This is a genomic window from Chondromyces crocatus, from assembly GCF_001189295.1.
GTDB lineage: Bacteria > Myxococcota_A > Polyangia > Polyangiales > Polyangiaceae > Chondromyces > Chondromyces crocatus.
This window is the reverse complement of sequence record NZ_CP012159.1, coordinates 8,201,386-8,226,045: the sequence shown is the minus strand read 5'-3', so window position 1 is coordinate 8,226,045 and position 24,660 is coordinate 8,201,386. Positions and strand designations below refer to the sequence as shown.

At 69.0% G+C, this 24,660-nt stretch carries 20 protein-coding genes; 8 read left to right on the top strand and 12 right to left on the bottom strand.

Features of this window, described 5'->3' with window-relative positions; translation table 11 throughout:
• Nucleotides 1-11 precede the first annotated feature (11 nt).
• Both CMC5_RS29545 and CMC5_RS29540 read right to left on the bottom strand, forming a co-directional pair.
• Nucleotides 12-635 carry a hypothetical protein gene (locus CMC5_RS29545; RefSeq protein ID WP_156338940.1) on the bottom strand — a complete coding sequence of 208 codons (624 nt, stop codon included), beginning with the start codon at nucleotides 633-635 and terminating at the stop codon, nucleotides 12-14.
• Nucleotides 636-752: 117 nt separating this feature from the next.
• Nucleotides 753-1,676: a sigma-70 family RNA polymerase sigma factor gene (locus CMC5_RS29540; protein ID WP_169796703.1), complete on the bottom strand. Its 924-nt coding sequence runs from the start codon at nucleotides 1,674-1,676 to the stop codon at nucleotides 753-755.
• Nucleotides 1,677-1,891: 215 nt separating this feature from the next.
• Between CMC5_RS29540 and CMC5_RS29535 the strand changes: the two genes are divergently transcribed.
• Nucleotides 1,892-3,406: a hypothetical protein gene (locus CMC5_RS29535; RefSeq protein ID WP_050433532.1), complete on the top strand. Its 1,515-nt coding sequence runs from the start codon at nucleotides 1,892-1,894 to the stop codon at nucleotides 3,404-3,406.
• 12 nt (nucleotides 3,407-3,418) lie between these two features.
• On the opposite strand, the gene CMC5_RS46130 is transcribed toward CMC5_RS29535, so the two are convergent.
• Both CMC5_RS46130 and hxsC4 read right to left on the bottom strand, forming a co-directional pair.
• Nucleotides 3,419-4,156 (bottom strand): glutathione S-transferase family protein, encoded by a 738-nt coding sequence (locus CMC5_RS46130; RefSeq protein ID WP_050433531.1) that lies wholly within the window; start codon nucleotides 4,154-4,156, stop codon nucleotides 3,419-3,421.
• 106 nt (nucleotides 4,157-4,262) lie between these two features.
• Nucleotides 4,263-5,303, bottom strand: a complete 1,041-nt coding sequence (gene hxsC4 / locus CMC5_RS29525; protein ID WP_169796702.1) for a radical SAM protein HxsC4 — start codon at nucleotides 5,301-5,303, stop codon at nucleotides 4,263-4,265.
• A 113-nt stretch (nucleotides 5,304-5,416) separates the two neighbouring features.
• On the opposite strand from hxsC4, the gene CMC5_RS29520 reads away from it, so the two are divergent.
• The 4 genes from CMC5_RS29520 to CMC5_RS29505 all read left to right on the top strand — a co-directional run bounded on the left by CMC5_RS29520 (nucleotide 5,417) and on the right by CMC5_RS29505 (nucleotide 10,813).
• A complete protein-coding gene (locus CMC5_RS29520) occupies nucleotides 5,417-5,794 on the top strand; it encodes a hypothetical protein (RefSeq protein ID WP_050433529.1) in 378 nt (125 codons plus the stop codon).
• A 50-nt stretch (nucleotides 5,795-5,844) separates the two neighbouring features.
• Entirely contained in the window at nucleotides 5,845-7,707 is a 1,863-nt protein-coding gene (locus tag CMC5_RS29515; RefSeq protein WP_050433528.1) for a radical SAM protein, read from the top strand.
• Nucleotides 7,704-9,488, top strand: coding sequence for a radical SAM protein (locus CMC5_RS29510; protein WP_050433527.1), 1,785 nt, complete (start codon nucleotides 7,704-7,706; stop codon nucleotides 9,486-9,488). Before CMC5_RS29515 ends, CMC5_RS29510 begins: the two co-directional genes overlap by 4 nt.
• 206 nt (nucleotides 9,489-9,694) lie before the next feature.
• Nucleotides 9,695-10,813, top strand: a complete 1,119-nt coding sequence (locus CMC5_RS29505; RefSeq protein WP_245677817.1) for a sialidase family protein — start codon at nucleotides 9,695-9,697, stop codon at nucleotides 10,811-10,813.
• Here CMC5_RS29505 and CMC5_RS29500 read toward each other — a convergent pair.
• Nucleotides 10,803-12,299 (bottom strand): MFS transporter, encoded by a 1,497-nt coding sequence (locus CMC5_RS29500; protein WP_050433526.1) that lies wholly within the window; start codon nucleotides 12,297-12,299, stop codon nucleotides 10,803-10,805. The two genes, CMC5_RS29505 and CMC5_RS29500, sit on opposite strands and share 11 nt — an antisense overlap.
• Before the next feature lie 481 nt (nucleotides 12,300-12,780).
• On the opposite strand from CMC5_RS29500, the gene CMC5_RS29495 reads away from it, so the two are divergent.
• Together CMC5_RS29495 and CMC5_RS29490 are read left to right on the top strand one after the other, a co-directional pair.
• Nucleotides 12,781-14,385, top strand: a complete 1,605-nt coding sequence (locus CMC5_RS29495; protein ID WP_050433525.1) for an adenylosuccinate synthetase — start codon at nucleotides 12,781-12,783, stop codon at nucleotides 14,383-14,385.
• Nucleotides 14,385-15,053: a DUF7002 family protein gene (locus CMC5_RS29490; protein ID WP_050433524.1), complete on the top strand. Its 669-nt coding sequence runs from the start codon at nucleotides 14,385-14,387 to the stop codon at nucleotides 15,051-15,053. The genes CMC5_RS29495 and CMC5_RS29490 overlap by 1 nt, the downstream gene beginning before the upstream one ends.
• Before the next feature lie 51 nt (nucleotides 15,054-15,104).
• Here CMC5_RS29490 and CMC5_RS29485 read toward each other — a convergent pair whose 3' ends face one another.
• Nucleotides 15,105-16,661 carry a hypothetical protein gene (locus tag CMC5_RS29485; protein WP_050433523.1) on the bottom strand — a complete coding sequence of 519 codons (1,557 nt, stop codon included), beginning with the start codon at nucleotides 16,659-16,661 and terminating at the stop codon, nucleotides 15,105-15,107.
• 42 nt (nucleotides 16,662-16,703) lie between these two features.
• Nucleotides 16,704-17,486 carry a hypothetical protein gene (locus CMC5_RS29480; RefSeq protein WP_050433522.1) on the bottom strand — a complete coding sequence of 261 codons (783 nt, stop codon included), beginning with the start codon at nucleotides 17,484-17,486 and terminating at the stop codon, nucleotides 16,704-16,706.
• A gap of 103 nt (nucleotides 17,487-17,589) precedes the next feature.
• Between CMC5_RS29480 and CMC5_RS29475 the strand changes: the two genes are divergently transcribed.
• Nucleotides 17,590-18,591 carry a beta-ketoacyl-ACP synthase III gene (locus CMC5_RS29475; RefSeq protein ID WP_245677814.1) on the top strand — a complete coding sequence of 334 codons (1,002 nt, stop codon included), beginning with the start codon at nucleotides 17,590-17,592 and terminating at the stop codon, nucleotides 18,589-18,591.
• A 102-nt stretch (nucleotides 18,592-18,693) separates the two neighbouring features.
• Here the strand turns inward: CMC5_RS29475 and CMC5_RS29470 are convergent, their stop codons facing one another.
• The 5 genes from CMC5_RS29470 to CMC5_RS43285 form a co-directional block, all read right to left on the bottom strand.
• On the bottom strand, nucleotides 18,694-19,545 hold the full coding sequence (locus tag CMC5_RS29470; RefSeq protein ID WP_050433520.1) for a hypothetical protein: 852 nt from the start codon (nucleotides 19,543-19,545) through the stop codon (nucleotides 18,694-18,696).
• A 183-nt stretch (nucleotides 19,546-19,728) separates the two neighbouring features.
• Entirely contained in the window at nucleotides 19,729-20,613 is an 885-nt protein-coding gene (locus tag CMC5_RS29465; protein ID WP_050433519.1) for an AAA family ATPase, read from the bottom strand.
• A gap of 146 nt (nucleotides 20,614-20,759) precedes the next feature.
• Nucleotides 20,760-21,368, bottom strand: coding sequence for a hypothetical protein (locus CMC5_RS29460; RefSeq protein WP_156338938.1), 609 nt, complete (start codon nucleotides 21,366-21,368; stop codon nucleotides 20,760-20,762).
• A 140-nt stretch (nucleotides 21,369-21,508) separates the two neighbouring features.
• On the bottom strand, nucleotides 21,509-24,169 hold the full coding sequence (locus tag CMC5_RS29455) for a glycosyl hydrolase (protein WP_050433517.1): 2,661 nt from the start codon (nucleotides 24,167-24,169) through the stop codon (nucleotides 21,509-21,511).
• Nucleotides 24,170-24,253: 84 nt separating this feature from the next.
• Entirely contained in the window at nucleotides 24,254-24,478 is a 225-nt protein-coding gene (locus CMC5_RS43285; protein WP_082362910.1) for a hypothetical protein, read from the bottom strand.
• Nucleotides 24,479-24,660 lie beyond the last annotated feature (182 nt).

Below are 24,660 nucleotides of genomic sequence, written 5' to 3'. Positions count from 1 at the left end.
TCGCCGTCGGATCAGTCTCTCACGACGCACTGTTCGAGCGCGTCGTTGCACGTGAAGGCGTCGGGGCAGTCGCTGTTGTACTGGCAGGGGAGCGCGCCGCACTCCGCGGTGGGCTCGACGCAGTGGGCGGTGGCTTCGTTGCACCGCGCGCTCCCGGGGCAGTCGGCGTTGTACTGGCATGGCGCTCCGTAACACTCTGCCTTCGTGACGACCATGCGGCAGAACGAGCCGAAGCCCCACTCGTCACGGCAGCGGGTCCCTGCGATCTGGGGGTCGCCGAAGCCGGTGCAGCTCCAGTCGGCGGCCTGGGTCTCGGCGAGGCAGTCGGTTTCCTTCACCCACCGCTCTTCGCAGACGGCGCTGGCCGTCTGACGCATGAGCTGAAGGCACTGATCCACGGAGGTGAACCAGGCGTTGCATTGCGGCAGCATCGTCTTTTCGCAGAAGATCTGCAGGCGCTGCTCCTCGGTGAGGTCGCTGGTGCTGGTGTTGGTCCCGGTGTCGGTCGAGGAGGTGGTGGACGAGGTGGAGGAGGTGCTGCCGCCCTCACCTCCATCGCCGTCGCCGCCGTCATCGGCGCCGGAGCTGCAGGCCACGACAGAAGAAAGAATGAGCGTCCAGACGACATGCTTCACGACGAGACTCCTTGGTGACCGGGGGGAACGCGGCAGTGCGCTCGCACCCCGCATCGAGGGGACGGGTCGTGGCGGGACGAGGTCGCAAGAAATCCGACCGGGCGTCGGAGGGAGCCGTCAGGTGGGGTCGGCGGCAGGGTCGGCGGCGGGGAGCTGGCCCGTCTGGGAGCCGCGCATCAGGCGGGAGAGGCTCAGGTCGAAGCGGCTCAGGACGCCGCCGAGGAGGCTCTCGAGGTCGGTCTGGCCCAGGCCGAGGCGGGTGGCGAGGGCCTTGCGGGTCCGCGTCGCCAGGGTGTCTCGTGCGGCGGCGAGCCAGCGGGCGACGGTCGCGCGGTGGGCGCCGTACATGGGGGCGATGGCGTCGATGGAGAGGCCATCGAGGAGGCTGAGGCGGATCAAGGCGCGCTCGCGGGGGGTCAAGGAGGTGAGGGCTTCCTGGAAGGCGGCGCGGAAGTGCTGCTGCTGGTCGAGGCGGCAGAGGCCTGCTTCGACGTCGGCGGTCTCGGGGAGGGCGGCGAGCACCTCGTCGCCTTCGGTCGGCCTGGCAGCGGCGGTGTCGTCGGCGAGGAGGTGCATGGCCACGGTCCGCACGAAGCCGCCCAGAGGCCCTCGGCCCGCGTAGAGGGCGAGCCGCGGGGGGCCGTGGAGTTCGGTGAGCAAGCGCGCGCGGGCTTGCTGGAGCAGCTCGTCCACGAGCGCGGGCTCGGCACGTCGCGAGAGCGCTCGGCGCGCCGAGGGGAGCACGTCGGTCTCGAAGGCGGCGAGGGCGGCCGGCACGCCGCGCAAGCATCCGGCGGCCAGGTAGAGGCCCCCGGCGTCGATCGCGGTGAGCTGGTCCACGAGGGGGGAGCCTTCCCGGAGGCGGCTGCCGAGGTGCCCGAGCCACGCTTCGTCTCCGAGCTGCACCGAAGGCCACGCGGTGCGTCCGCGCGCCACCGCCTCGCCGAGCGCTGCCTCGACGTGGGCGTCGACGTCGCCGTGCAGTGCCTCGGGCAGGCCCGCCTTGAACGCTGTGAGCGCCGTGTTCTCGGAGTCCGTCACGCAGACCATGATGTCACAGTCCCACCTTCGTCTCCATGAGCCGGCCCTCGGTGGGGGTGCTCGCTCCACCCTGGAGGAGGCGAGGGGGCTTCTGCAGAGCAGACCCAGGCACTGGGCGCTTCCATGTACAGTCGTCGCGCGCGCGGCGCGGTGCCCTTGGCCTCCCCGCGTGGAGGGGCACGCTGGGGAGCCGAGCCGACCAGGAGGGATCACGCATGGTGGATGGTGCTGACGTCGAGGCGCTTGCTGCCCGCCTCTTTCCTTTCGTGGAGGGGCGGTGGACGCTCGATGTGTCCCGGCGCGGGGACGGCAGGCCCTCGGCAGACGGCATCTGCATCGAGGGGAGCGAGCTGCTCCTCGTGGTCCACCTGAGCGAGGGGGGCGAGGAGGGTTCGCCGCGCAAGGTCCGGGAGGTCATGGTGACCTACGACATCGCGGGCGTGTCACGGGAGCGCTGGGAGGCGTACGTCGAAGGCTGGAAGCGCGCCTTCCCCTCCTTGATCGCGCGCGCGGCGGCGGCGCGTCACCCCGAGCTCTTCGGGGCCATCGGCTGTGCGCAGGTGCTGCGAGAGGCCACGCTCGTCACGGCAGACGACTTCGCGCGGGGGATGCAGGCGCCGTCGACGCTGGAGGCGTCTCGGCAGCTGGCGTTTCCCGACCGGCCGCCCACGGAGGCGGAGTACGAGGCGTACCTGGAGATCGCTCGCCCCGAGCGAAGGGAAGACGTGGTGCGCCGGCGGGACGAGGCCTACGAGCGCGCGATGGCGCGTCACCCGGCCGTGGCCGAGCGGCTCGCGGCGACGCACGGCTTCGTGCTGCCGAAGCAGGTGGCGCTCACCTGGGCCTTCTTTTCGAGCCTCTCCAGGCAGGAGTGGCAGGCGCTCTTCCTGATGGATCTCGAGCCCGGGCGGCTCTGCGGCGTGCTCGATCTGTTCCGGGAGGGCTGGCTCGAGCTGCCCCTGGTGGAGGGGTTCGATGCGCGGATGCACGGGGTCCGCTGCGACGACCCGCCCGAGCTGCTGCTGATGGTTCAGGACAGCCAGGACCGCTACGGCCTCTTCTACGACGATCCCGCTCGCATGCCGAGCGGGGTGGTGCGCTCGCCGCGGCACGGGCAGGACGAGTGGTGGGCCGAGACGTACCTGGATGGTCTGCGAAGGCGGCTGGAGGCCGCGCTGAGGTACCCAGCGCATTCCTTCGCGGAGGAGATGAAGCAGGGGGTCTGTGACGCGCGGCTGATCGTGGAGGCGCTCGACGATTTCCAGGAGCGCGTCGAGCGCATCCGGGCGGAAGACCGGGCGGGGATGCTCCATCCGTACGAGGAGCGGCTGGGCATGGCGAACACGGCGTGCGGCGTCGGTCCCGTCACGCCACTGGGGGACGCGGGCGAGTTCGAGTTTGCCGCCGAGCGTGGCGACTATCAGGTTGCGCGGGGCGACCTCCAGGCCCCGATAGCGGGCTGGATTGCCAGCGCGCGTGAGGCGCTGGCGCAAGGGGATCCGCGCCATGCCCTCGCGCTCGGGAGAGACCTCCACGCCTCGTGCTGGGCGACGGAGTACGCGCTGTGGCAAGCCGAGGCGCTGGCGTTGATGGTCGAGGCCTACCAGGCCCTCGGTCGCGAGGCGCTGGCCCGTCGCGTGGAGGTGCATCACGCGAGCCGGCACCAGCAGCAGCGCTCTGGTTACTGCAATCCGCCGGACGTGCAGGTGGGGTTCAGGGCGCTGGGCTGAGGGGCCACGCTTCTACGAACGGTGCGCTTCGTAGAGCGCGTCACGCCAGGCGAGGAGCTGGGGGAAGCGCTCGGCGAGGTCGTCGTTCGACCAGGCTTTTCGTCCGCCAGGGCCGACCGGCATGAACCGCTTGTCGACGGGCCTCACCATCTGCAAGGCAGGCGCCACGGCGAGGTCGGCGTAGGTCAGCTGCTCCCCGACCAGGTACTGGCGCCCATCCGACAGGACCGTGGCCAGGCCTTCGAGGAGCCTCTCCAGCACGGGCCGGTGGGAGCGCTCGCTGTCGCGGATCCGGTACTTGGCGACGAACAGGTTCATCGTCTGACGTGCCACGGGCGCGAGGAGGCTGCGCACCGCGGGATGCAGCTTGCGGGGGAGCGCCGCCTGAGCGGCCTGCACGTCGTCGGCTTGCTTGAGGGCGAAGACGCCGCGGCCGGCGTTGAGGAGCTCCTCCGAGAACTGGTGCCATCGCTGCACCTGGGTCGCGTGTTCGGCGGGGAAGAGGGGGGTCCCCGTGCCGATGGCCTCGGCGTGGCGCGCGATCGACAGCGAGTCCGGGAAGATCTGGCCCTGGTCCTCCAGGATGGGCACCGTCACTCTCCCGCGCGGTTTGCGCAGCAGCACCCGCAAGCGCATGTCGCCGACGAGGGGGACGTGCTGCACGGTCTCGTAGGAAACCCGGTGGTGGTCGAGTGCCCAGCGGGCCTTCTCGGACCAGGGAGAGAAGGGGAGGTGGTGGAGCCGCGTCATCAGGCCGTGGAGCCTAGGACAGGCGCCTCGCGGTCGGAAGGGGGCGGGCGGGAGGCGGTTCGGGGGGCGTTGCGCGAGCGCAGGGATGGGACGCTGGGGCGAGCGGTCAAGGAGGGATGGGGATGAACTCGTCCCAGCCGTTGCGCTTGAGGTAGTTCTTCCAGACGCCCTCGCACACGCCGTCGTAGCGGCATGTCGCGCAGGTGTCCCGCTTGGCGCGCTCGGCTTCGTCGAGGTCTTGCCGGGTGAGGAGCACCAGGCCACGCCCTCCGCCTTGCTGCGCGCGCGTGGCGGTTTGTTCCTTGAGGACGGTGGTGTTGCGGCGGGAGATGTCGTAGTGGGCGTGCCGCTCGACGTAGCCGCGGTTGAAGTCGGGGATCGCTTCCGTGGTGCAGAGGGGGATGTCGACGAGGAAGGCCTGGGGCTGCGCCTCGCCCACGGTGTCGAGGAAGGACCGGAAGGCGGCCGCGGTCTCGGTGTACGAGGGGAAGATCTGTTCGAAGTAGGTGTCGGCGCGGCCATTGGCCTGCATGACGTTGAACACCACCTGGTCGACGCCGTGCTCCCGGAGGAAGCGGTACACGTCGAGCATGTGGGGGAGGTTCCGGTCGGTGAGGACCGTGGAGGTGTGCAGCTCGACGCCGAAGCGCTTCAGCTTGGCCACGCTGTCCATGCCGGCCACCGTCTGCTCGAAGCTCTCGGGGGTGCGGGTGAGACCCTCGTGGAGCTTCTTCGTGTGGCCGTGGATGGAGATGTAGAAGCGGTTCATGCCCGCCTTGGCGAGGAGCGCGGCGTAGGGCAGGTGCATCAAGCGGCGCCCGTTGGTCATCACGCTGATGCGGCGGTAGCCCATGCGCTTGGCCATGCCCACGAGATCGGGCAATTCGGGCCGGGTGGTGGGCTCGCCGGAGGTGAAGCAGACCTCCTCCGCGCCCTGATTTTGCTCCAGGATCCACCGGATACGCTCGGTGGTCATGGCGGAGTTGTTCTCGTAGCGGCCGTCACGGTCTTCCTCCATGCAGAAGACGCAGTTGTTGTTGCAGACGGCGCCGATGGAGACGTGAATCCGGTCCTTCTGGCCGGAGATCCGCTCGGCGATGGAGGTGATCGCGCGTGGGTCGGCGGCGGTCTGGGCAGCTCGGGTCACGGTGTACTCCACAGACGATGGTGCGGGAGGACGTGGTCTCGGGTCAACGCGCAAGGCGTTCTTCCGGCCGTGCCGGCGTGGACGGGCGGCCGACATCTGGTACACCTGGGACCATGACGACCTGCAAGGAAGAATCGCGCCGCTGGGTCCACCGCTACGCCATTGGCGGTGCGGCCTTCGCGGCCATCCCACTGACAGGCACCACGGCCGGCCTGGCGACCCTGGAGACCCACATGATGAGCGTGATCGGGTCGATCTACGGCGAGACGGTGGGGGTGGTCAGCACGACGGCGCTCGGGGGGAGCTTCACCATCCTCGGCCAGGGGCTCCGATTCTTCACGCGCCGCGTCGGGACGTTCCTGCCGGCGCCTGCAGGGCTGGCCGTCCGTCTCGCGGTCGCTGGCGTCACGGTCGAGGTGCTGGGCTTCGCCATCGTGGAGCACTTCGAGCGAAAGTTCCCCGGTAAAGTCTTCCAGAAGACCGACCTCTAGCGGCCGAGACCGTGCGCCGTCGGGGGGGGACGGGCGAGAGACTCGATGCTTTGGCGAATCACCTCGCCGGGGTAGCATCGACGATCGGTGGTCCGGTGAAGGCGCTCATCAAGGTCGGCTACGCGTGCAACGAGAACTGCACGTTCTGCCACACCGCCGAGCTGCGCGAGATGAACGACTCCGCCGAGCGGGTGGAGTGGAAGATCGATCGCGCGAAGCGCCTCGGGTACAGCATGGTGGTCCTCTCCGGGGGCGAGCCGACGATCCGGCCGGAGCTGCTCCGCTGGGCGCACCGCGTGGCGGGCCTCGGGCTCGATTTCGGGCTGGTGACCAACGGGCTCTTGCTCTCGTACCCGCACGTGGTCGACGAGCTGATCGAGCGCTGCCGGCTGCGGTACGTGTACATGTCGATCCACGGGGGGGCGTCGAAGGTCCACAACTCCGTGGTCCGGGCCGACACGTTCCAGAAGGCGGTGGGGGCGCTCCAGAACCTCGCCGGCCGTGTCCCGGATCTGACGGCGAACTGCGTGGTCACCCGGGCGAACGTGAAGCACCTGCGGGGCCTCGTCGATCGGCTGATCGCGCTGCCGGACCTGTGCTTGAAGTTCTCGATGACCCAGCCGAAGGGGGCGGCGGACCGGGCGTACGACGTGCTCGCGCCGGATGTCTCGGTGTGCGCGGAGGCGGTGAAGGACGCGATCGAGTACGGGGTTGCGCAGGCCGCGCCAGGGACGCTGCGGTTCGCGCACGACGGGATCCCGTTCTGCCTGCTGCCAGGGCTGGAGCACCTGTACGACGACCTGAAGACGCACCGCTTCGCGTCGATGATCGAGGCCGACGAGGACGACTTCGTGCCCGTCGACGACGTGGCCAAGGTCCACCCGGAGAAGTGCGCGGACTGCTCGCTGCGCGGGGCCTGTCCGGGGCTGTACCGGGGCTATCACGAGGCCCGAGGGGACGAGGCGCTGCGGCCGGTCGTGGACCAGCCCCGCGCGAACTCGTACCACTTCGTGCCGGAGCGTGATCTGCTGCGACCTCCCGGGGCGCCGTGCCCCGTCCGAAGGGACGGCGTCCGGCCCTACGATCGAGGGCGTACGCTCTTCCTGCGGTTGAAGGACCGGATGCGCCTCTTCCGGACCGGGACGCGCGATTTCGCGGACACGGAGCTGCTCGCGGTGAAGGAGGACCTGGGGCAGCTCTACGTGGACGTCTCGTCCAAGCTGGCGCCGGATGATTTCGCTCGGGATCTGCGCAAGCTGCGCGTCTCCGCCGAGTGCGAGGCCTGCCCCCGTCGGCCCGAGTGCACCGGGTGCTGGGAGGCGGTGCGCGAGGATGTGTTCACGCGGGATGACGCGCTGGTCCTGGAGCGGTTGCGGGCGCTGCGGGGGCGGGTGCTGGATCTCGGCTGCGGCGAGGGGCCGTACCTCGACGTGCTCGCGGCGCAGGCGCGGGAGGGGGCCATCGAGTACGTGGGCGTGGATCCGGACGAGGGGCGCCTCGCGGTGCTCGCGTCACGCTTTCCCTTCGGTCGCTTCGTGGCGGCCCCGGCAGAGGCGCTGCCCGACGATCTCGGGGAGTTCGACCACGTCCTGGTGCTGCGGAGCTGGAACCACCTGATCGATCCCGGGGGGGTGCTGGACCGGGTCCTCGAGCGGCTGCGGCCCGGGGGCACGCTGATGGTGGTCGACAACGTGGCGTTCGGGCTCGTGCGCAGTCGCGTCCACGCCGCCCGCGCCGAGGCCGCCCCGGTGAACCGCTTCGAGCACTACCGCAACGACGGCGCGGACGAGGCAGCACGACGCCTCGCCGGGCGCCCGCTCACGCTTCTCTCTCGCCGGGCCGTCGGTCCGGAGACGTCGAACCAGTGGATGCTCTGCTACCAGCGCATCGCCGCCGAGGAAGGCCGCCCGTGACCCAAGCCGTACAGGACTCGACCTTCGCCGACTTCCAGAACGACGCCCTGCTCGCGCGCGGCGGGTCGGAGGGCGGCCCCGAGGGGATGGAGGGCGCGCAGAAGGTCGCGCAGCACGAGGACGCGGCGCACGAGAAGCGCAACTGGGTGCGGCTGTCGTACGACTGCAACAACCGCTGCACCTTCTGCCTCGACTCGAACGCGCACGACGGGACGATGCGCAAGAACATGGACATCAAGGTCCAGATCATCGAGGGGCGGAAGCGCGGCGCCCAGCGGCTGATCCTCTCCGGGGGAGAGCCGACGATGCACCCCAACTTCCTGGACTTCGTGCGGCTCGGCAAGCGCGCCGGCTACCCGAAGGTGCAGACGGTGACCAACGGGCGCATGTTCCGTTACCCGGAGTTCCTGGAGACGGCGGCGCGCAACGGGCTCGACGAGATCACCTTCTCCCTGCACGGCCACACGGCGAAGCTGCACGACGCGCTGGTGGGGACGCCCGGCGCGTTCGTGGAGGAGGTGGAGGGGCTCAAGGCGGCGCTCGCGGCGCAGCGGTTCATCATCAACATCGACATCGTGATCAACAAGCAGAACGTCCGCCACCTGCCGGACATGCTGGAGACGTTCATCTCCTGGGGCGTGAAGGAGTTCGACCTGCTCCACGTCATCCCGTTCGGGAACGCCTGGAGCAACGCCCGGCACCATCTGTTCTACGATCTCGACGGGAACCTCCAGCACCTGCAGCGCGCGTTCGCGTACGCGCGTCGGCCCGACATCCACATCTGGCTGAACCGCTTCCCGCCGCCGTACACCGAGGGGTTCGAGGAGCTGATCCAGGACCCGTACAAGCTGAACGACGAGGTGCGGGGGCGGCGCGAGGAGTACGACCGGTACCTGTCGCTCGGCCAGAAGCTGCACTGCCGCGAGGCCGAGCGCTGCAAGCACTGCTACCTGCAGAGCCTCTGCGACACGCTGGACGAGGCGATCGCCACCCGGAGCGAGGAGACCGTCGACGTGCTGCGCTTCGCCGGGGAGCCGCCGCTGGCAGGGAAGCTGCCGACGGCGAAGGTGGCGCGGCTGGTGGCGCCGGATCTGGAGGGGGCACGGCGGCTCGCACTGGCGGCAGCACCCGCGGAGATCGAGCTGGAGCTGGCGGAGTACCGCGGCATCGCAGAGGCTCTGGAGCCGGGCGGGATGCTGTTCGGCAAGACGCTGGTCCGCTGCGACACGGCGCGGCCCGAGGCGCTGGAGCGGCTGCTCGCGCTGCCGGGGGACTTCGAGATCGGCGTGTTCCTGACGCAGGAGACGGCGCCGGTGCTGCTCGGGCTCGAGGCGGAGGCACGGCGGCGGGTGCTGGTGGTGCAGCGCAACCACGATCGGGTGACGGACGCGCTGGACAACGATGTGGATCTGCCGGCGTTCTTCGCGAAGCTGCCTGCCGAGGTGCCCGTGGAGAACGTGCCGCGCTGCCTCTCGGGGAGAGCGCCACGGCCGACGCGGCAGGTGCTGGACGTGGAGATGCTGGGGCAGGACGCGCGGATCGACATGAACCGCTACACGCAGCGCTACGTGGCCGACGGCTATTACACCAAGGCGCTGGGCTGCAAGGACTGCGTGGAGAGCACGCGGTGCCGGGGGATGCACATCAACTGGGTGCGAGCGCACTCGTACGCAGGGCTCCAGCCGATCCGGGAAGGGGTCCAAGAGGGGGCGGTCGGCGCCGTCGCGGAAGCGGAGGCGAAGACGGCAACGGCGCTGGGAGTCGCGCCCGTGCAGACCTGAACCCTGCGGCCCGGGGCTTCGACCACTTCTCAGGGCAACGAGCGTCAGGTGGCCCCGGAGCCGCGCGCCTGCCTCGGGTGGGACGGCTGGCTGGCGTCGTGAGAGGTTCCCCGATGACCGGGCGGCGCCTGGCCTGACCCAGCAGAGCGCGTCCTTCTACGGCTTGCAGGCGCGCTCCGCGGGTTCAAGATCGTCATGAGGCGATCATGACCGATCCAGCGAGCACCCATCCGACCTCCTCGGCTCCTTCCCGAGCGCCCCTCTACATTGGCTCGACACGGGGCCTCTTCGTCGCCCGGGCAGAGGGCGATCGCTACGTGGCCAGGCCGCTCGGGCGGCTGCCGCTCGATCCCGATCGCGCGTGGGCCGAGCTGGCGAGGAAGGCCGCGGCCTCGATGGGGGAGGCAGGTTCGGACGTGGCGATCCCGAAGGGAGGGCTCGTCGTCGACGTGCAGCAGCCCGGGCGTCTCTACGTGGGGACCACGGACGCTGGCGTGTACCGGAGCGATGACGCAGGAGAGACCTGGACGCCGGACAGCGAGGGCCTCGGGGCGATGCGGATCTGGTCGCTGGTGCAGCACCCGGTGACGGGCACCCTGTACGCCGGCACCGAGCCCGCGAACCTGTACCAGAAGCACCCTGGCGACGCGCGCTGGGCACCTTGCGGGTCGATGTCGAGCTTGCCGCGTTACGAGGAGTGGACCTCGCCGAACCAGCCTCCCTTGCCGCGGGTGAGGGGAATCGGGCTGGATCGAGCGCGGCCGCGCACCATCGCGGCGGCCATCGAGGAGGGCTGGATCGTCCGCAGCGAGGACGGGGGCGAAACGTGGGAGAACCTGACGGTGGGGATGGAGTTCGACGCGCACTCGGTGGTGCTGCCCTCGGAGGCGCCGGAGGTGATGCTGGCGACGAGCGGTGACGGGTTCTACCGGAGCGACGATGCTGGCGCGCACTTCCGGCGGTGTCGGCAAGGGCTCGATCGGACGTACCTGTCTCCGCTGGTGATGCACCCGGCCAGGCAGGAGACGCTCTTCGTGTTCGCGGTGCGCCGTCCGCCGCCGGCGTGGTTCGATCCGACGCGGGGAGGCGATGGCGCCTTCTACCGGAGCGACGACCAGGGCGAGACCTGGCGGCGCGTGGGAGACACGCCGTTCATCCCGGGAGGGAGCTTCGCGGCGTGCGTCGATCCCGGTGATCCGGACACGGTGTGCGCCGGGCTGACCGACGGAACGGTGTGGATGACGCGCGACGGGGGGGACCATGTGGAGCATGTGCTGGAGGGGCTCGGCATGGTCTGGGTGATCGCCTTCGGTCTCAGGGCCTAGCGCGCCGGCCTTCCCGGCCTCGGACGAGCGTCGCGAGCACGCCGAGGGAGGCGATGGCGGCGAAGACCAGGAAGGTGGTCCTGAAGGCGGTGGAGAAGGTCGCCTCCAGGGGGGCCATGCGCTCGGGGGTGGCGCCGCTCTCGCGGAGGCGGGTCAGCTCGTGGCCAGCGAAGGCGCCGCCGAGGCTCGGGAAGATGGCGCCCGCGAGCGCGACGCTCATGCTCTGGCCGATGACCCGGCCTGTCGCCAGCAAGCCCGAGGCGACGCCCTGCTTGTCGGTCGGGGCGGCGCCGAGCAGGGCGCTGTTGTTCGGTGCCTGGAAGAGGCCCTGGCCGATCGCGGTGACGACCAGGCTACCCACGATCGCGGAGATCGAGCTGCGGGCGTCGAGGTTGCCCGTGAGCAGGAGGCCTGCGCACCCCAGGGAGAGGCCCGCCGCGGTGAGCCAGCGGGAGCCGAGCCGGTCGGCGAGCGAGCCGCTGAGCGGGGCGACCACGGCGAGGGTGAGGGGGAGGGGGGTGATGAGGAGGCCGGAGGTCTGCACGGAGAAGCCGCGGAGCTGCTCCAGGTAGAAGGGCATCATGATGCTGCCGCCGAAGAGGGCGAAGAAGCTGAGGACGAGGCTCACGCTGGAGGAGGCGAAGACGCGGTGGCGGAAGAGGGTGAGGTCGATCAGCGGGGCAGGGTGACGACGTTCGTGCACGAGGAGGACGCCGAGGAGGAGGAGGGCGGTGCCGAGGAGGCCGAGCAGGAGGGGTGAGCGCCAGCCGAGCTCCTGGCCGAACGAGAGGCCTCCGGTGAGGGCGGCGAGGCCGCCGCCGAGGAGGCAGGCGCCAGGGAAGTCGAAGCGGCTGTGGCTGCGGCGGAGACGCTCGGTGAGCAGGGTGAGCGAGGCGAGGATGCCGAGGGCGCCGACGGGGACGTTGACGTAGAAGATGTAGCGCCAGCTCAGGTGGGCGGTGATGAGGCCCCCGAGGGTCGGGCCGGCGCTGACCCCGAGGGCGACGAAGACGGCGTTCAAGCCGAGGGCGCGCCCGCGTTCGGAAGGGGGGAAGGCGCGGGTGAGCATGGCCGGGCTGACGGCCATGAGGAGGGCGCCGCCGATGCCCTGGAGGCCGCGGAACGCGACGAGCATGCCGAGGGAAGTGGCCGCACCACACAGGGCGGAGCTGGTGGTGAACAGGGCGAGGCCGGCGATCCAGACGGCCTTGCGGCCGAACATGTCCGCGAGTCGGCCGGCGGTGAGGGTGAGGGCGGCGAGGACGACGAGGTAGGCGATGATGACCCACGCGATGGCGCCGCTGAGGGGGACGTGAAAGTGGGCGGCGATCGCGGGGAGGCTGATGTTGACGATGGAGGTGTCGAGCGTGGCCATGACGACGCCGATGGCGACGATGGCGAGCACGGTCCACTTGCCGGCTTGCTCCTCGGCGGGTGCGGGCGCCGGCTGCTGGGAGGGAGGGGCGGTCGGCGTCGTGGGCTGCACCGAGGGGAGCTAAGCCGGCAGCGCGCGGTGCGTCACGCCAGGGGAGGGCGGAGGAGGGGGACGGGAGGGGCCTGAGGGGTCGTGGTGCAGCGTTGATGGGCCTCGGTTCAGCGTGGCCAGGTCTGTCCGCAAAGGAGGTACACCGCGCGCTCGGATGGCCACTCGTGGCCGTGTGGACACGAGGTGAGTCGAGAAGACGCTACGTGCCGTCACCGAAGGGAGCGAGCTTGCCGCCTGCGACGTGTGGCGTGGCGACGAGTCTTCCTCACATGACCGACAGATTCTCGCTCCTGCACTCAATTGCCAACGTTCGTCTCCCTATCACGTCCTCTCCGTGGGCGTATGTCGCCACGCTGGCACGCTCGTTGAATCAGGGGATGGTCAGCCGTGCCCGTTTTGGCGCGGCGTCGTTGACGGTTCACCCGTGATCTCCGCTGCGGTCTCGGCTCGTGCGCACACCGCGGAAGGGACGAGGAGCGCGATGGCGAAGCGAATCATTGTGTTATCGGGTCCTGTGGCATCGGGGAAGACCACCTTGGGAGATGCCCTGATCGCGCGCTATGGTTTCGAGCGGCTGAAAACTCGCGATCTCATACGTTCGTCGTCGAAGACTGCGGAGGAGAGAGCCGCGCTCCAGGAGGCGGGGGAGGCTCTCGATCGAGAGACGGATGGAAAGTGGGTCGCTCAGGAACTCTCCAGAGTGCTCTCGGGGCCATCCCGCGATGCAACCGTCATTGTAGATGCCGTTCGCATCGAGAAGCAGATCGAGGCGATTCGCGAAATCTTCGGCCTGCATGTCATCCACGTGCACGTCAGAGCCCCAGGAGAGGTGCTTGCCAACCGCTATGCGCAACGAAGGGGGCGTGTCGCCGAGCTGGCGTCGTATGACGATGTGCGGGCGAACGCAACGGAGCGTGATGTGGAGAGCCTTGCGAGTATCGCCGATGTCGTCATCGACACTGCGCGTTGCTCCGAACATGACGTCGTCGTGCGTGTCGCGAGTCATCTGGGGCTTTACGGCCGCGGAATCGAGCGGCTCGTGGACGTGGTCGTCGGTGGTCAGTTTGGTAGCGAGGGCAAAGGGCACATCGTGTCGTACCTCGCACCGGCCTATGACCTGTTGGTTCGGGTCGGCGGACCGAATGCGGGTCATACCGTTTACGAGCGGCCGAAGCCCTACACATTTCATCTCCTTCCCTCCGGGACCCGACATGGCTCTGCCCAGCTACTGCTCGGACCGGGGGCGGTGATTCATACCGAGACGTTGCGCAAGGAAATCGAGGAGTGTCAGGTCATGCCGGGCCGGCTTTTCATCGATCCCCAGGCCATGGTCATCGACTCTCACGACTCTGCGCTCGAGGCGCAGATGCTCACGGGGGCCATCGGTTCGACAGGGCAAGGGGTCGGCGTTGCAACTTCGCGAAAGGTCTTGCGGACAGCAGCAGCGCCTGCAGTTCAACTCGCTCGGGATGTCCTGGCCCTGCAGCCCTATCTCCGATCTGCACGGGAGGTACTGGATGATGCCTTTTCCGAAGGGCGAAAGATCTTGCTGGAAGGAACTCAGGGGACAGGGTTGAGCCTCCACCATGGCGCGTATCCGTATGTCACCTCTCGTGACACCACGGTGAGCGGCTGCCTGGCGGAAGCAGGGATTGCTCCCAGCCGGGTCCGCAAGATCATCATGGCGTGTCGCGCCTATCCGATCCGGGTTCAGAACCCACAAGGAGGCTCTTCGGGTCCTCTGGCTGGAGAAATCGGCTGGGATGAAGTGGCGAGGCGCTCGGGCTTGGATGCCGAGGAGCTACGGAGCATCGAGAAGACTTCCACCACGCGACGTGATCGACGGGTCGGAGAGTTCGATTGGTCTCTGCTGCGAGGTGCGGTGAGCTTGAATGGGCCGACTGACATCGCTTTGACCTTCGTGGACTACATCGATCGCGAAAACAAGAAAGCGCGCCGGTTCGAGCAGCTCACCCCAGAAACCATTCGTTTCGTCGAGGAGATCGAGCGTGTTGCTTCGGCCCCCGTCTCTCTCATCACCACGAGGTTCGACGTGCGCAGCATCATTGATCGGCGGAGCTGGTGATGGGCGTGACACCTGCAACGCTCGTTGCTCACTACCCTCGCCTCTATCACATGGCCGAGGCTGGAAGCTGGCCGGGAATCCTGCGTCATGGCTTGCTCAGCACGAGTTCCCTCCTGGACCTCTTCGAGGTCCAGGGTGACGCCCGATACGCTCTTGAGTCGTCGCATCGGCCGGCGTCCAGGAAGATCGAGCATCGCATCCACGGTGCCGCCGTGATTCGCGATCAGCTACCCATGGACGACAAGGGCCTCGTGCGAGCGCTCATGGACGGACTCACGCCGAAGGCGTGGTACGAGCTGCTGAACGGCAAGGTCTTCTTCTGGTTGTCCCGCGCGAGGCTCGACACGTTGCTCCAGGCACGCGCCTACCGAGACAAGCGCCAGACGGTGCTCACGGTGGACACGGCGCGGCTGCTGGAGCGGCATGCTCATCGCACGCATCTTTCCCCCATCAACAGTGGGGCAACGAAGCCGGTTCCCCGGCCACGTGGGCGCGACACGTTCTTGCCGCTGTCAGACTATCCCTTTGATTCCTGGCGAGCGAAGCGAGGTGTCCGCGATGCCGTGGTCGAACTCACGGTGGAGCGGGGAGTGACCGATATCGCTGAGCTGGTCGTGCATGTCGAAGAGGTGGGCGGGGGAATCGAGCCGGTGACCCTGTGGGCGTGAGCCTCGCCGTGGCGTGGGCTGGTGCGGGGTGCACCACGGTGTCGATGCGCGTCAGGGAGCCCGCTCGGAGCGCCGGGTGTAGTCGTCCTGTGGGGCGAGGGCGAGGTGGGAGACGAGCCCGACGAGACCGATGGCCTGGGTGCGGAGCAGGTCGACGTCGATGAGTTCTCGGATGGGACCGGCGTCTTTCTCGACGCTCAGCAGGTAGTTCGGTCCGGCGATGAGCTGCACCAGCGGCGCGACCTCTTGCCACTCGGTGCCGGAGCCGATGGGAAGGGTGGAGCGGGCGCTGAGGATCACGCGATCGAGGCGCTCGGCGAAGGTGACGGCTGCCTCGATGGGGGCCACGGTGGGCTCGGTGGTGGTCACGAGGAAGAGCTCGGGGCGTCCGGTCGTCGCGTAGCGGCCTTGTTCGTCGGGGAGTAGCTCCCGCGCGCCGAGGTGCTCGACTTCCACGGCGGACACGATGCGCTCGCGCACATCGCTCGGCAGGGTGTCGACGTGCTGGCGTAGAGAGACGTTGCCCGGGAAATGGCCACCGTGGAGCAGCACGTGAAGGTCGGCGGGGCGCTCTGCGGGAGGGAGCGAGCAGAAGTGCGTCACGGCCGCCTGGATGCCGACGGCGCCGTCCTCCTCCAGAAGGTTCGTCCCATCGGTGTGGGTGCTGAGTGCGACGAGGCGCTCGCGCCCTTCGGCGGGGATGCGGGCGACGAGGTTGTCCATCGTCCCGGTGGCGCCGGTCGCCACGAGCCGCAGGTGGCCGCGGATCCCGCCCCACGCCACCGTTTCCTCGATCGCGGCACCCGCGGAAGGGGAGACGTAGACGCTGGGAATGCCCAGCTCGTCCGGGGTGATCGGGCCGAACTGGTCCACCACGTAGGGATCCTCGGAGGGGAGCACGGCGACGAGGCCAGCGGCGCCTGCATCGCGGAGCGCGAACGCGATCTCGGTGATGCTGGTGAGCACCGCGAGCGGCATGCGCGGGGCGTGCGAGGGGAGGGACTCGCCTCGATCGACGACGTGGTAGAAGCTGCCGCGCAAGAGGCCGAGGGGGAGGACCGGGACGGGGAGGCGCACGACGGCGAGCTTCCCGGCCACGTCGTGAGCGTCGAGGCCTTCGGCGAAGGGTTTGCCGTCGAGCCGGACGCTGGTCACGCTCACGGTGGGCGGTGGCAGGATGACGAGGTCGGCGTGGACGCCCTGGGCCGGTGTGCTGCCGGAATGAGGGGTCGCGCGCAGGACGTCGATCGGGATGGGCGTCTCGGGGCCGGTGAGTTCGAGCGAGACCTTGGACGCTTTCCAGTCGAGGAAGCTGAAGGGCTCACGCTGGATGTCGACGGCGCAGGTGGTATGCAACCACGCTTCGAGGCGGTCGACGTAGGCGCGATGAGACGGCGAGCCCGTGGGCATGAAGCCGCCGTCGAGGGACGCGCGGTCGTCCAGCCAGCGCTCCAGCACGGAGATGGGGGGGACGGCTGTGTCGTCGATGACGGGGGGAGGCTGGACCGTCGTGGAGCCGCATGCAGCGGTCGAGGCGACGGCCGTGAGGGTGAGCGCGGCGAGCGCGCGAAGGGAAGAAGCAAAGCGTCGGACGGGTCCGGCGTACATCAGGGCATTCTACCCTGGTGGGACGTCGGACCTCGACGGGGGTCAGGGCGTGGCGCCGATGAGCCGGCAGCCGGAGACGTGTCCGGTCATCCAGTCGTTCGTCTGGTCGAGCCAGGATCCCTCGGAGGACCACCGCACGCTGGGCCGCTTGAACGAGCCCTCGACGTTGAAGGTGCACTTCACCGAGAAGCGGCCGAGGGGCAGGTTGCCGGCGAGCGCGGGATCGCTCCACACGCCGGCGGCGAGGAACTGCACGCCGTCGACGGTCGTGTACGGGCGCAAGAGGAGCTTGTCGTCGTTCGGGTCACCCTTCGACCAGGGCTTGGCGGGAGCCTCGAAGCCGCAGTGGCGCTCGTTCTGCTCCTGGGGTGACCAGCAGGAGAGGTCGCGCTTGTCGCTGGCCACCAGGGTGATCTCCACCTGCGTCTTCGAGCCTGGCTTCCAGGCGACGGCGCCGCGCCCCCCGGTCTCCTGGCCGAAGATGGCGAACGCTGCAGCCAGGCCGCCGATGATGAGCACGAACAGCAGCAGGCTCTTGCCCAGCGCACCGCCCTGGACCGGGAGGGGCGGTGGCGGGAGCGCGCGGGGGGTCGGCCGTCCCTTCGCCCTTGCGCGCCCTTCGCGGGCAGGGGCCTTGGCTTTCTCCTCGGAGGCCTCGTCGGCGTCGTTCTCGGAGGCCTCGTCGGCCGTCTCGGAGGCTTCGTCGGCCGTCTCGGAGGTCTCGTCCGTCGCCTCGGTGTCGGCGTCGCGTTCTTCGGACGACGTCTTCGCGTCGACCGGCTCGTCGTCACCGGGGCGCTTTTTGCGGCTGTCGCTCTTCGCCATCTCGGGCGCTTTATGTACCCGGTGTTGCCCAGGACTCAAGCGCTCCGGTGTCTCGACCCGCTTCCTGCTCCGAACCCGGCCTGGCTGTACTAGCCTGCGCCGCATGGCACGACAGATGAGCATCCCGCGGACCCGCATCGTGGGTACCGGGCATTACCTGCCCGCGACCATCGTGGACAACGACGCGCTGGCGAAGCGCCTCGACACGACGGACGCCTGGATCCAGGAGCACACCGGGATCCAGCGGCGGCGCGTCGCGGCTCCGGGCGAGGTCACCAGCGACATGGCCGCAGCCGCCAGCCGCGCGGCCCTGGAGGCGGCCGGGCTCACGCCGGCGGATCTCGACATGATCATCGTGGCGACCACCAGCGGGGACTCGCCCATGCCGGCCACCGCCGTGCACGTGCAGCAGAAGATCGGCGCCGACATGATCCCCTCCTTCGACATCGCGGCGTCGTTCGCGGGCTTCCTCTACGCGATGACCGTCGCGGACCAGTTCATCTCCGCCGGCACGTTCAACACCATCCTGGTGGTGGGCGCGGACATGATGACGCGGCTCGTGAACCCGGAGGACCGGACCACGGTGCCCCTCTTCGGTGACGGTGCGGGCGCGGTGGTCCTCGGGCCGGCCACCGGCGACAACCGGGGCATCCTCTCCACCCGCATCCACGCGGACGGTGGCCTGACCGGCCTGATGTCGGTCCCCGCGGGCGGCTCGGCCGAGCCCGTGACGGCAGACGCGCTCGCAGGACAGCGGCACCGGCTACAGATCAAGGGCCGAGAGCTGTTCCAGATCAGCGTGAAGCACCTGACCTCGTACTCCATGCAGGCGCTCAAGGCGGCGGGGTTGACGAGCGCGGAGCTCGACTGGGTGATTCCGCACCAGGCCAACCGCAACATCGTCGATCTGATCTCGGCGCGGCTCGGCTACCCACGCCACAAGTTCATCGAGGACCTCGCCGAGACGGGCAACACGGGCGCGGCGTCGATCCCGATCGCGCTGGATGGTGCGGTGCGTGACGGGCGTGTGCAGCCGGGCCACGCGGTGCTTCTCTGCGCGCTCGGTGCCGGGATCACCTGGGGCGCTGCGATGGTGCGGATGTGATCGTTGCCGAAGGCGCCGCGAGGTCAGGAGACCTGGCGCGCTGACGGCTTTGCTGGGGGGGACCCGCGAGGGGGCGGCATACGTGGGCGTCGACGGCGTGCGCTAGAAGCCCGTGTTGGTGGCCGTGCCACTGGCGAGCGGTTCGAGGCGGAGGCGAAGGTCGAATGTAGGGACCGTGGCCCGCCAGATCCGCGCCTCGCGTCCCGACGTGCTCAGCGAGATCTGGTTGCGGTCCCCGGTTCTGTCCCCCGTGTCGTCGTAGACCAGCGTGTAGGACTTCCGCCCCTCGCTCTCCTGGGTGGAGGCGCCCGAGCGGAGCATCGAGATGCCATTGAGGTCGTCGCTGGAGCGGTAGACGTCCTGGCCGCCGCAGCGAACCGTGAGCGCGTCGACGCCGAGGGCCCCTTGCTCGTGCGTGTCGAGGAGCGTCGCCTCGGCCGAGCACGCCGTCCCTGGCGCGAGCTTCAGCCCGGAGGCACTCACGACCTGCCCGTTCCACCGCGCCTCGATGCGCTCTGGAGCGGGGGTCACCGCGCTCGGGACCTTGCCCGTGGCGCCCGCGAGTGGGGTCTGCGCGGCGGGCGTGGGAGGCGGCCAGGTGACCGTGGTGCGACGCGGCGGTGGCTCGCTGTTTCCCGCGCGCGCGGCGAGGATCAAGGCCGTGCCCGTCCCTGCCAGGATGAGGGCCACCATCCCGGCAGCGACGGCTGCCCCGTTCGCGCGAGGTGCCGGTCGGACGGTGGAGGACATCTGTCCTCGAAGCTCCAGCACGGCCTTCTGGGCCGTGGCGAGATCGCGTTCGAGCTGCTCCAGCCGTTCCCACGGCGTGGACTGCTGGGCGTGGTGCAGCGCCGAGCGCGTCTGTTGCAGCTCGCCGCGGACCTCGGTGAGCTGCTGCTCCAGGCCCTCTGCGCGTGCGCGAAGTGCGTCTCGCTCTCCCCGGTACTGGCTCATGCAGGCGTCTCCCTTCGTCAGGGTAACGCACGGGGCGTCAGCCGGCGACCGGCGAGGTGGAAAGCAGGCGGACGTCTGGCTCGGTCGAAGGACCGAGCACGTCGTCCGGCGAGCGGGCAGCCGCACGGGCGATACGGCCGTCGGGGGCGTGTGGTGGAACAGGAGGTGACGTCCAGCGCGACGTCATCGGCGAGGCGAGAGGACCTCGGAGAGAAAATTATGCGACGTGGGTTCGAGGCTCAGGCGGAGGTCGACGTGGGGGAACGTGTCGCGCCAGATCCTGGCCGTGCGTGCCGGTGAGCTCAGGGAGATCTCACGAGGGGCCCACAGCGTGTCCTCTTCATGGTCGTACACCAGCGTGTAGAGCATGGGCGAAACGAGCGCCCCGTTCCCACCCTGCTGCTCGGTGACCGCAGCGTTGCGAGGCGGTGTGCCAGAACCGGCTTCGAAGACGGTCTTCCCGTTGCAGTGGACCTGGAGATGGTCGACCTTGCTGGTCGAGCCGTACGTCAGCTCGGCGAATCCTGCCATGACGATGCAGGGGGTCCCTGGCTTCAGGCTCGGGTCGGAGGACTCCACGACGCTGCCATCCCAGGTTGCGCTCCTGAGCCCTGGTGCCGAGGCTGGAGGTGAGATGGCGCTGCGGGCGGCCAGGAGCACGAGGGCGATGAAAGCGAGCCCGACGACCAGCCGGAGATGATGCTGTCGCGGCGTCAGGTCGTGCGCACGGGGGACTTTGTTCACCGGACCTTGAAGCTGTTTCAAGGTCTGTCGTGTCGTTGCAAGCTCCTGTTCGAGCTGGTTCAGCTGGGCCTGGGACGGCGATTCCTGGGCCTCGTTCAGCGCCTTCTTCGTCCGGCGTAGCTCTTTGCGGAGTGCGGCGAGCTGTTTCTTCTGCCCCTGCGCATCCTGTTCGAGTTGCTCCACCCGGTCACGGGACGTGGACTGCTCGGCCTGGCGAAGCGCCTCTTGCGCGCGCTGTAGCTCTTCGTTGACCTCGGCGAGCTGTTGCTCCAGCCCATCCGCACGGGCGCGAAGAGCTACTCGGTCGTCCCGGAACTGGCTCATGCGTGCATCCTCGTTCCAGGATAACCCATCTGCAATCCGCCGATGAGCGGACTCCGGGGAGGAGTGAGGTGGGAGGAGACGGCCTGCTGCACGGTCGACGGGTCGAGACGTCTCGGGTCAGATGGCCCGTCACTCGAACTCGATGCTCACGTGCCCGCGCAAGAGCTCATCAAGAGATACAGGCTGAAGCCCACGGCGAGCAGCATGATGGAGACGAGAGCATCCCTGGCGGTGAGCTCCGGGCGCATGGGAACGAAGCGGATCGTCTCGTCCAGGGGGATGATCTCCGTCTTTCCCCGTCGTCTCTTCAGGGCTTCCCGGGCCGTTGCGAGTTCGCGCTCGAGTTGCTCCACCTGCTCGGGGGAGCTGGACCTCTGAGACCGGTGCAGCGCTCGCTGCGAGCGACGCAGTTCTTTTTGGAGCTCGGCGTTCTCTCGCTGCTGCTCCTCCAGGGCCTTCTCGAGGTGCTCCAGCCGCTCCTGGGGCGCGGCCTCCTGGGCCTGGGTCAACGCTTCCTGCGTCTCGGTCAGCAATTTCTGCGTCTGGCGCAGCTCTCGGCGAATCTTGACGAGCTGGTGCCTCTGGCCGGCCTTGCTCTGTTCGAGTTCCTCCAGACGCTCTCGGGGAATGGCTTGCTCGGCGTCGCGCAGCGCAGCTTGCGACTGTCGCAGCTCGTCCTGTACTTCGGCGAGTTGCCGCTCGAGGTTCTCCGTGCGAGCGCGGAGGGCCACTCGATCGTCTCGGAACTGACTCATGCAGGGGGGCCTCCGCTGCCAGGATAGACCACCTGCCCGTCGCTACGAGCGGTGATGCGCAGGAAGGAACTGGACCCGAGCGGGTCAGGGATGCGCACGTCGCCCGGGAGGGCCTGCCTTCCGAGCGACGTGCGCGGGCATCAGGGGCGCGTGGCGAGCCAGTACAACGTGTTCGTGCGGCTGTTGCCGTCGTCGTAGCTGGACAAGGTCGACGCTTCGCTCCAGGCGGCGTTCTTGTCGATGACGCCGTGGGCCATGTACATGAACCCGCGCCAGCCCTGCGACGCGCTCGTCGCGGCGGACGCCATCTGCGGCCAGGCGTCCTGGATCCAGGCCGGGTTGAGCAGCGCCTCGGACACCGGGGTGAAGGGGATCATCTGGATGCCGTAGACCAGCTCGGGGTTGGCACCGAAGAAGGTCACTGCGTCGACCTTGGTCCCCCAGAGCACGCCGACCGCGTGGAAGTCGCGGAAGGGGGCGGGGTAGATGGTGTCGGCGTTGCGGACCTGCCAGTACCGCTGGGTGCTGTCGATCTCCATGGCGAGCAGCACGCGGCTCAGGTTGCGCAGGTTCGTGTTGCTGGTGGCCTGGCCGTAGAGCGCCGTCGAGTACCAGGCGTTGACGGCCTCGGAGGTGGATTCCTGGTTGCGGGCGTCGCCGAACACGAACAGCCCGGCGGCCCAGCTGTGACCCTCGTAGAAGTCGAAGTTCCGGAAGGGGGTGAAGTACGGATCGGAGGGGCTGGGATTCATGATGTCGCGGACCAGCGCCATGACCCGGCCTCCGTAGGTGGTCGCCCACGCCGGATCCTCCCGCGCGATCACCGAGGCCGCGTAGAGGTGATAGCCATAATGGAAGTGGTGATCGTTGTAGTATCCCATTCCGAAATCGGCGGACGGATCGTTGCGTCCTGCAGCCGTGATGAGGCCGCCCCAGGTGCTGTCATAGCGGAGCGGGTTCCCGTTGGTACCATTCAGCCATGCATTCACCAGGGGCTTGAGCCGGGTGACCAGGGTGGAGGTGATGTCGGTCCGGTTGACCGCCCTGGCGATGACGGCGAGCCGCGCCAGCTTGGCGAGCTGCTTGCCACCGAAATAGGGATCGTTGCTCACGGTGGTCGCGTCCGGCTGGAACGACTGATCGGCGAGGAGCGCGCTCTCGACGGCGGCGCGCCGTGACGCATCGATGGCCCTGGGGGCGTCGAAGTCGGTGGCCGGGAGCGGGTAGCTCAGCGTCCACGAGTTGCCCGCGATGCCCCTCAGCTCGCCGCGCAGCGTCGTGTAGGTGAGGGAGGTGGTGGTCGCGCCGGACAGGCGTGACTGGTGGTGCGGCATGGCCATGGTGAGCAGCGTGCCGGAGCCGGTCCTGGTCCACTGGTACGTCACCGTGGCCGTGTTGCCGTTGACGCTGGCACCGAACGAGCCGCCGGTGGGGATGGCGGCGGCGTGCTGGTCGAGCACCGTGGCCGCGGCGGCGCTCTGGCGCAGGGCCACGCGCAGGGCGCCCGTGTACGCCGAGGTGGCGCTCAGGCCGGACGTGGCCACCGAGAGCGTGATGTTGCTGGTCGCGTAGAGGAGCCAGGTCTGCCCGTTGTTGAGCGTGATCTCGAAGCGGGTGCCGCTCACGTTGCCGCTGCCGCTCCCGTTCACCGAGAGGATGGCCGGCCCGCCCGTCGTGATTCTCGGCCGCAGCCCTGCGTACTGCGCCGTCACGTAGGGCGCGCCGTACACGATGGGGGTGGTCATCGAGCCGCCGGAGGCATTCCACCGGAGCGTCGCCGAGAGGGCATCGTGGCCCGTGAGCACGTGGCCGGAGAAGGTCTCGACGGCGCCGAGCTGGACGTGGACGTCCGCCCCCGTGGTGATGGAGAGCGCGGCGACCATGCGTCCGGGCAGCGACACGCCGAGCGTCTGGGCCTGCGCCTTGACGGTGTACGGCCACTGGGGGATGCGCTCGTCGCCCGAGCCGAGGACGACGTTGAGCCACGACGCGTTGGTGGGGCGAGCGCCACCGATCGAACCCCATAGCCCCGTGGGCTGAAGGGGATGGGTCACGTTGGTGAAGGGCGGGGCCGTGGTGGCGAACGCCTGGCCAGGGTTGTACGTCCAGGCGCCGCCGCTCCCGCCACCGCCGCCGGTCCCTCCGCTGCCGCCGCTCCCGGTCGTGGCGCTGGTGGAGGAGGTGCTCGTCGTCGCGCTCGAGCTGCTCGTCGCCCCTGGGCAAGAGCCGCTGCCGATCGACCCCTGGAACTGGATCCAGTTCAGGTTCACGAAATCCGCGGGCTGGCCGCTCTTGAAGACGACGTAGAGGTCGTGAATGCCCGAGGCCTGCACGTTGGCCGGGACGGTCTGCCACGATTGCCAGCCACCCGTGCTGCCCACCGAGAAGGAGCCGATCAGCGTGCCGTTCACCCCGCCGAGCCGGTATTCCACGAGGCCGCTCACGCCGGCCGACGCGCCGGAGGCCACGCGGGCCTGGACGTTGTTGGCACCCGGTGAACCGAAGTCGACGGCATTGAAGCGCAGGTAATCGCCATTGGCGATGCTGCCGGCGTTCTGTCCCCCGCCCGTGTCGGTCGTCGTCTCGAACGTCACTCCTTGCGAGGCGTTGGCGCTCTCTGCCTCGATCCTCGCGTACGGGTTGCGTGCACCCGGGCAGAGCGCCATCTCTGCCTCGTCGAACTCGTCGAACTCGTCGTCCCCCGGGGGAGCCACGCACGCCGCGCCGATTGCACCGACGCCTCCCAGCAACGCCAGGAAGCCCAGGATGCGGGTCGGGGCGCCCGGCCGATGACCACCCACGCCCCCGACGCGGGCGCCGCGCGCCCGTCGCTCTCCCCCTTGGATGCTAATCGCTCGTGCCGACGCCTTGCTCGTACGCTGCATTCAGTTCTCCTCGCTGCTCGCGATCCGCGAGCACACCTGTGGCCCGAAGCGAGCTTGCACAGCCCGCAGCGAACGCCACTCTGCGATTTCGTTGGCGCAAGGTAAAGGCACCTGTTCTTGCGCACGAGGTGGCTGCAATTTGCTGCGCAGTGCCGGGTTCTCGGCGGCGAATGATTGCAAATTGCCGAGCTGGTGCGAAAGGAACACCTGTCCCTCCTCGCGCATACATCACTCATCACGGCGGCCATCATCGCGTCGAAAGATTCGCCTCCGCGTCGTCGCCTCTGCGACATGTCTCACAGCGAGCGATAGGGCGCGAGACCGCATCATTGCATGCTTTCGCTGCGGTCCTTTCACCAGTTGCGGAATCCACGAATTCATTGATTCGACGACGGTGTGCGATGCCG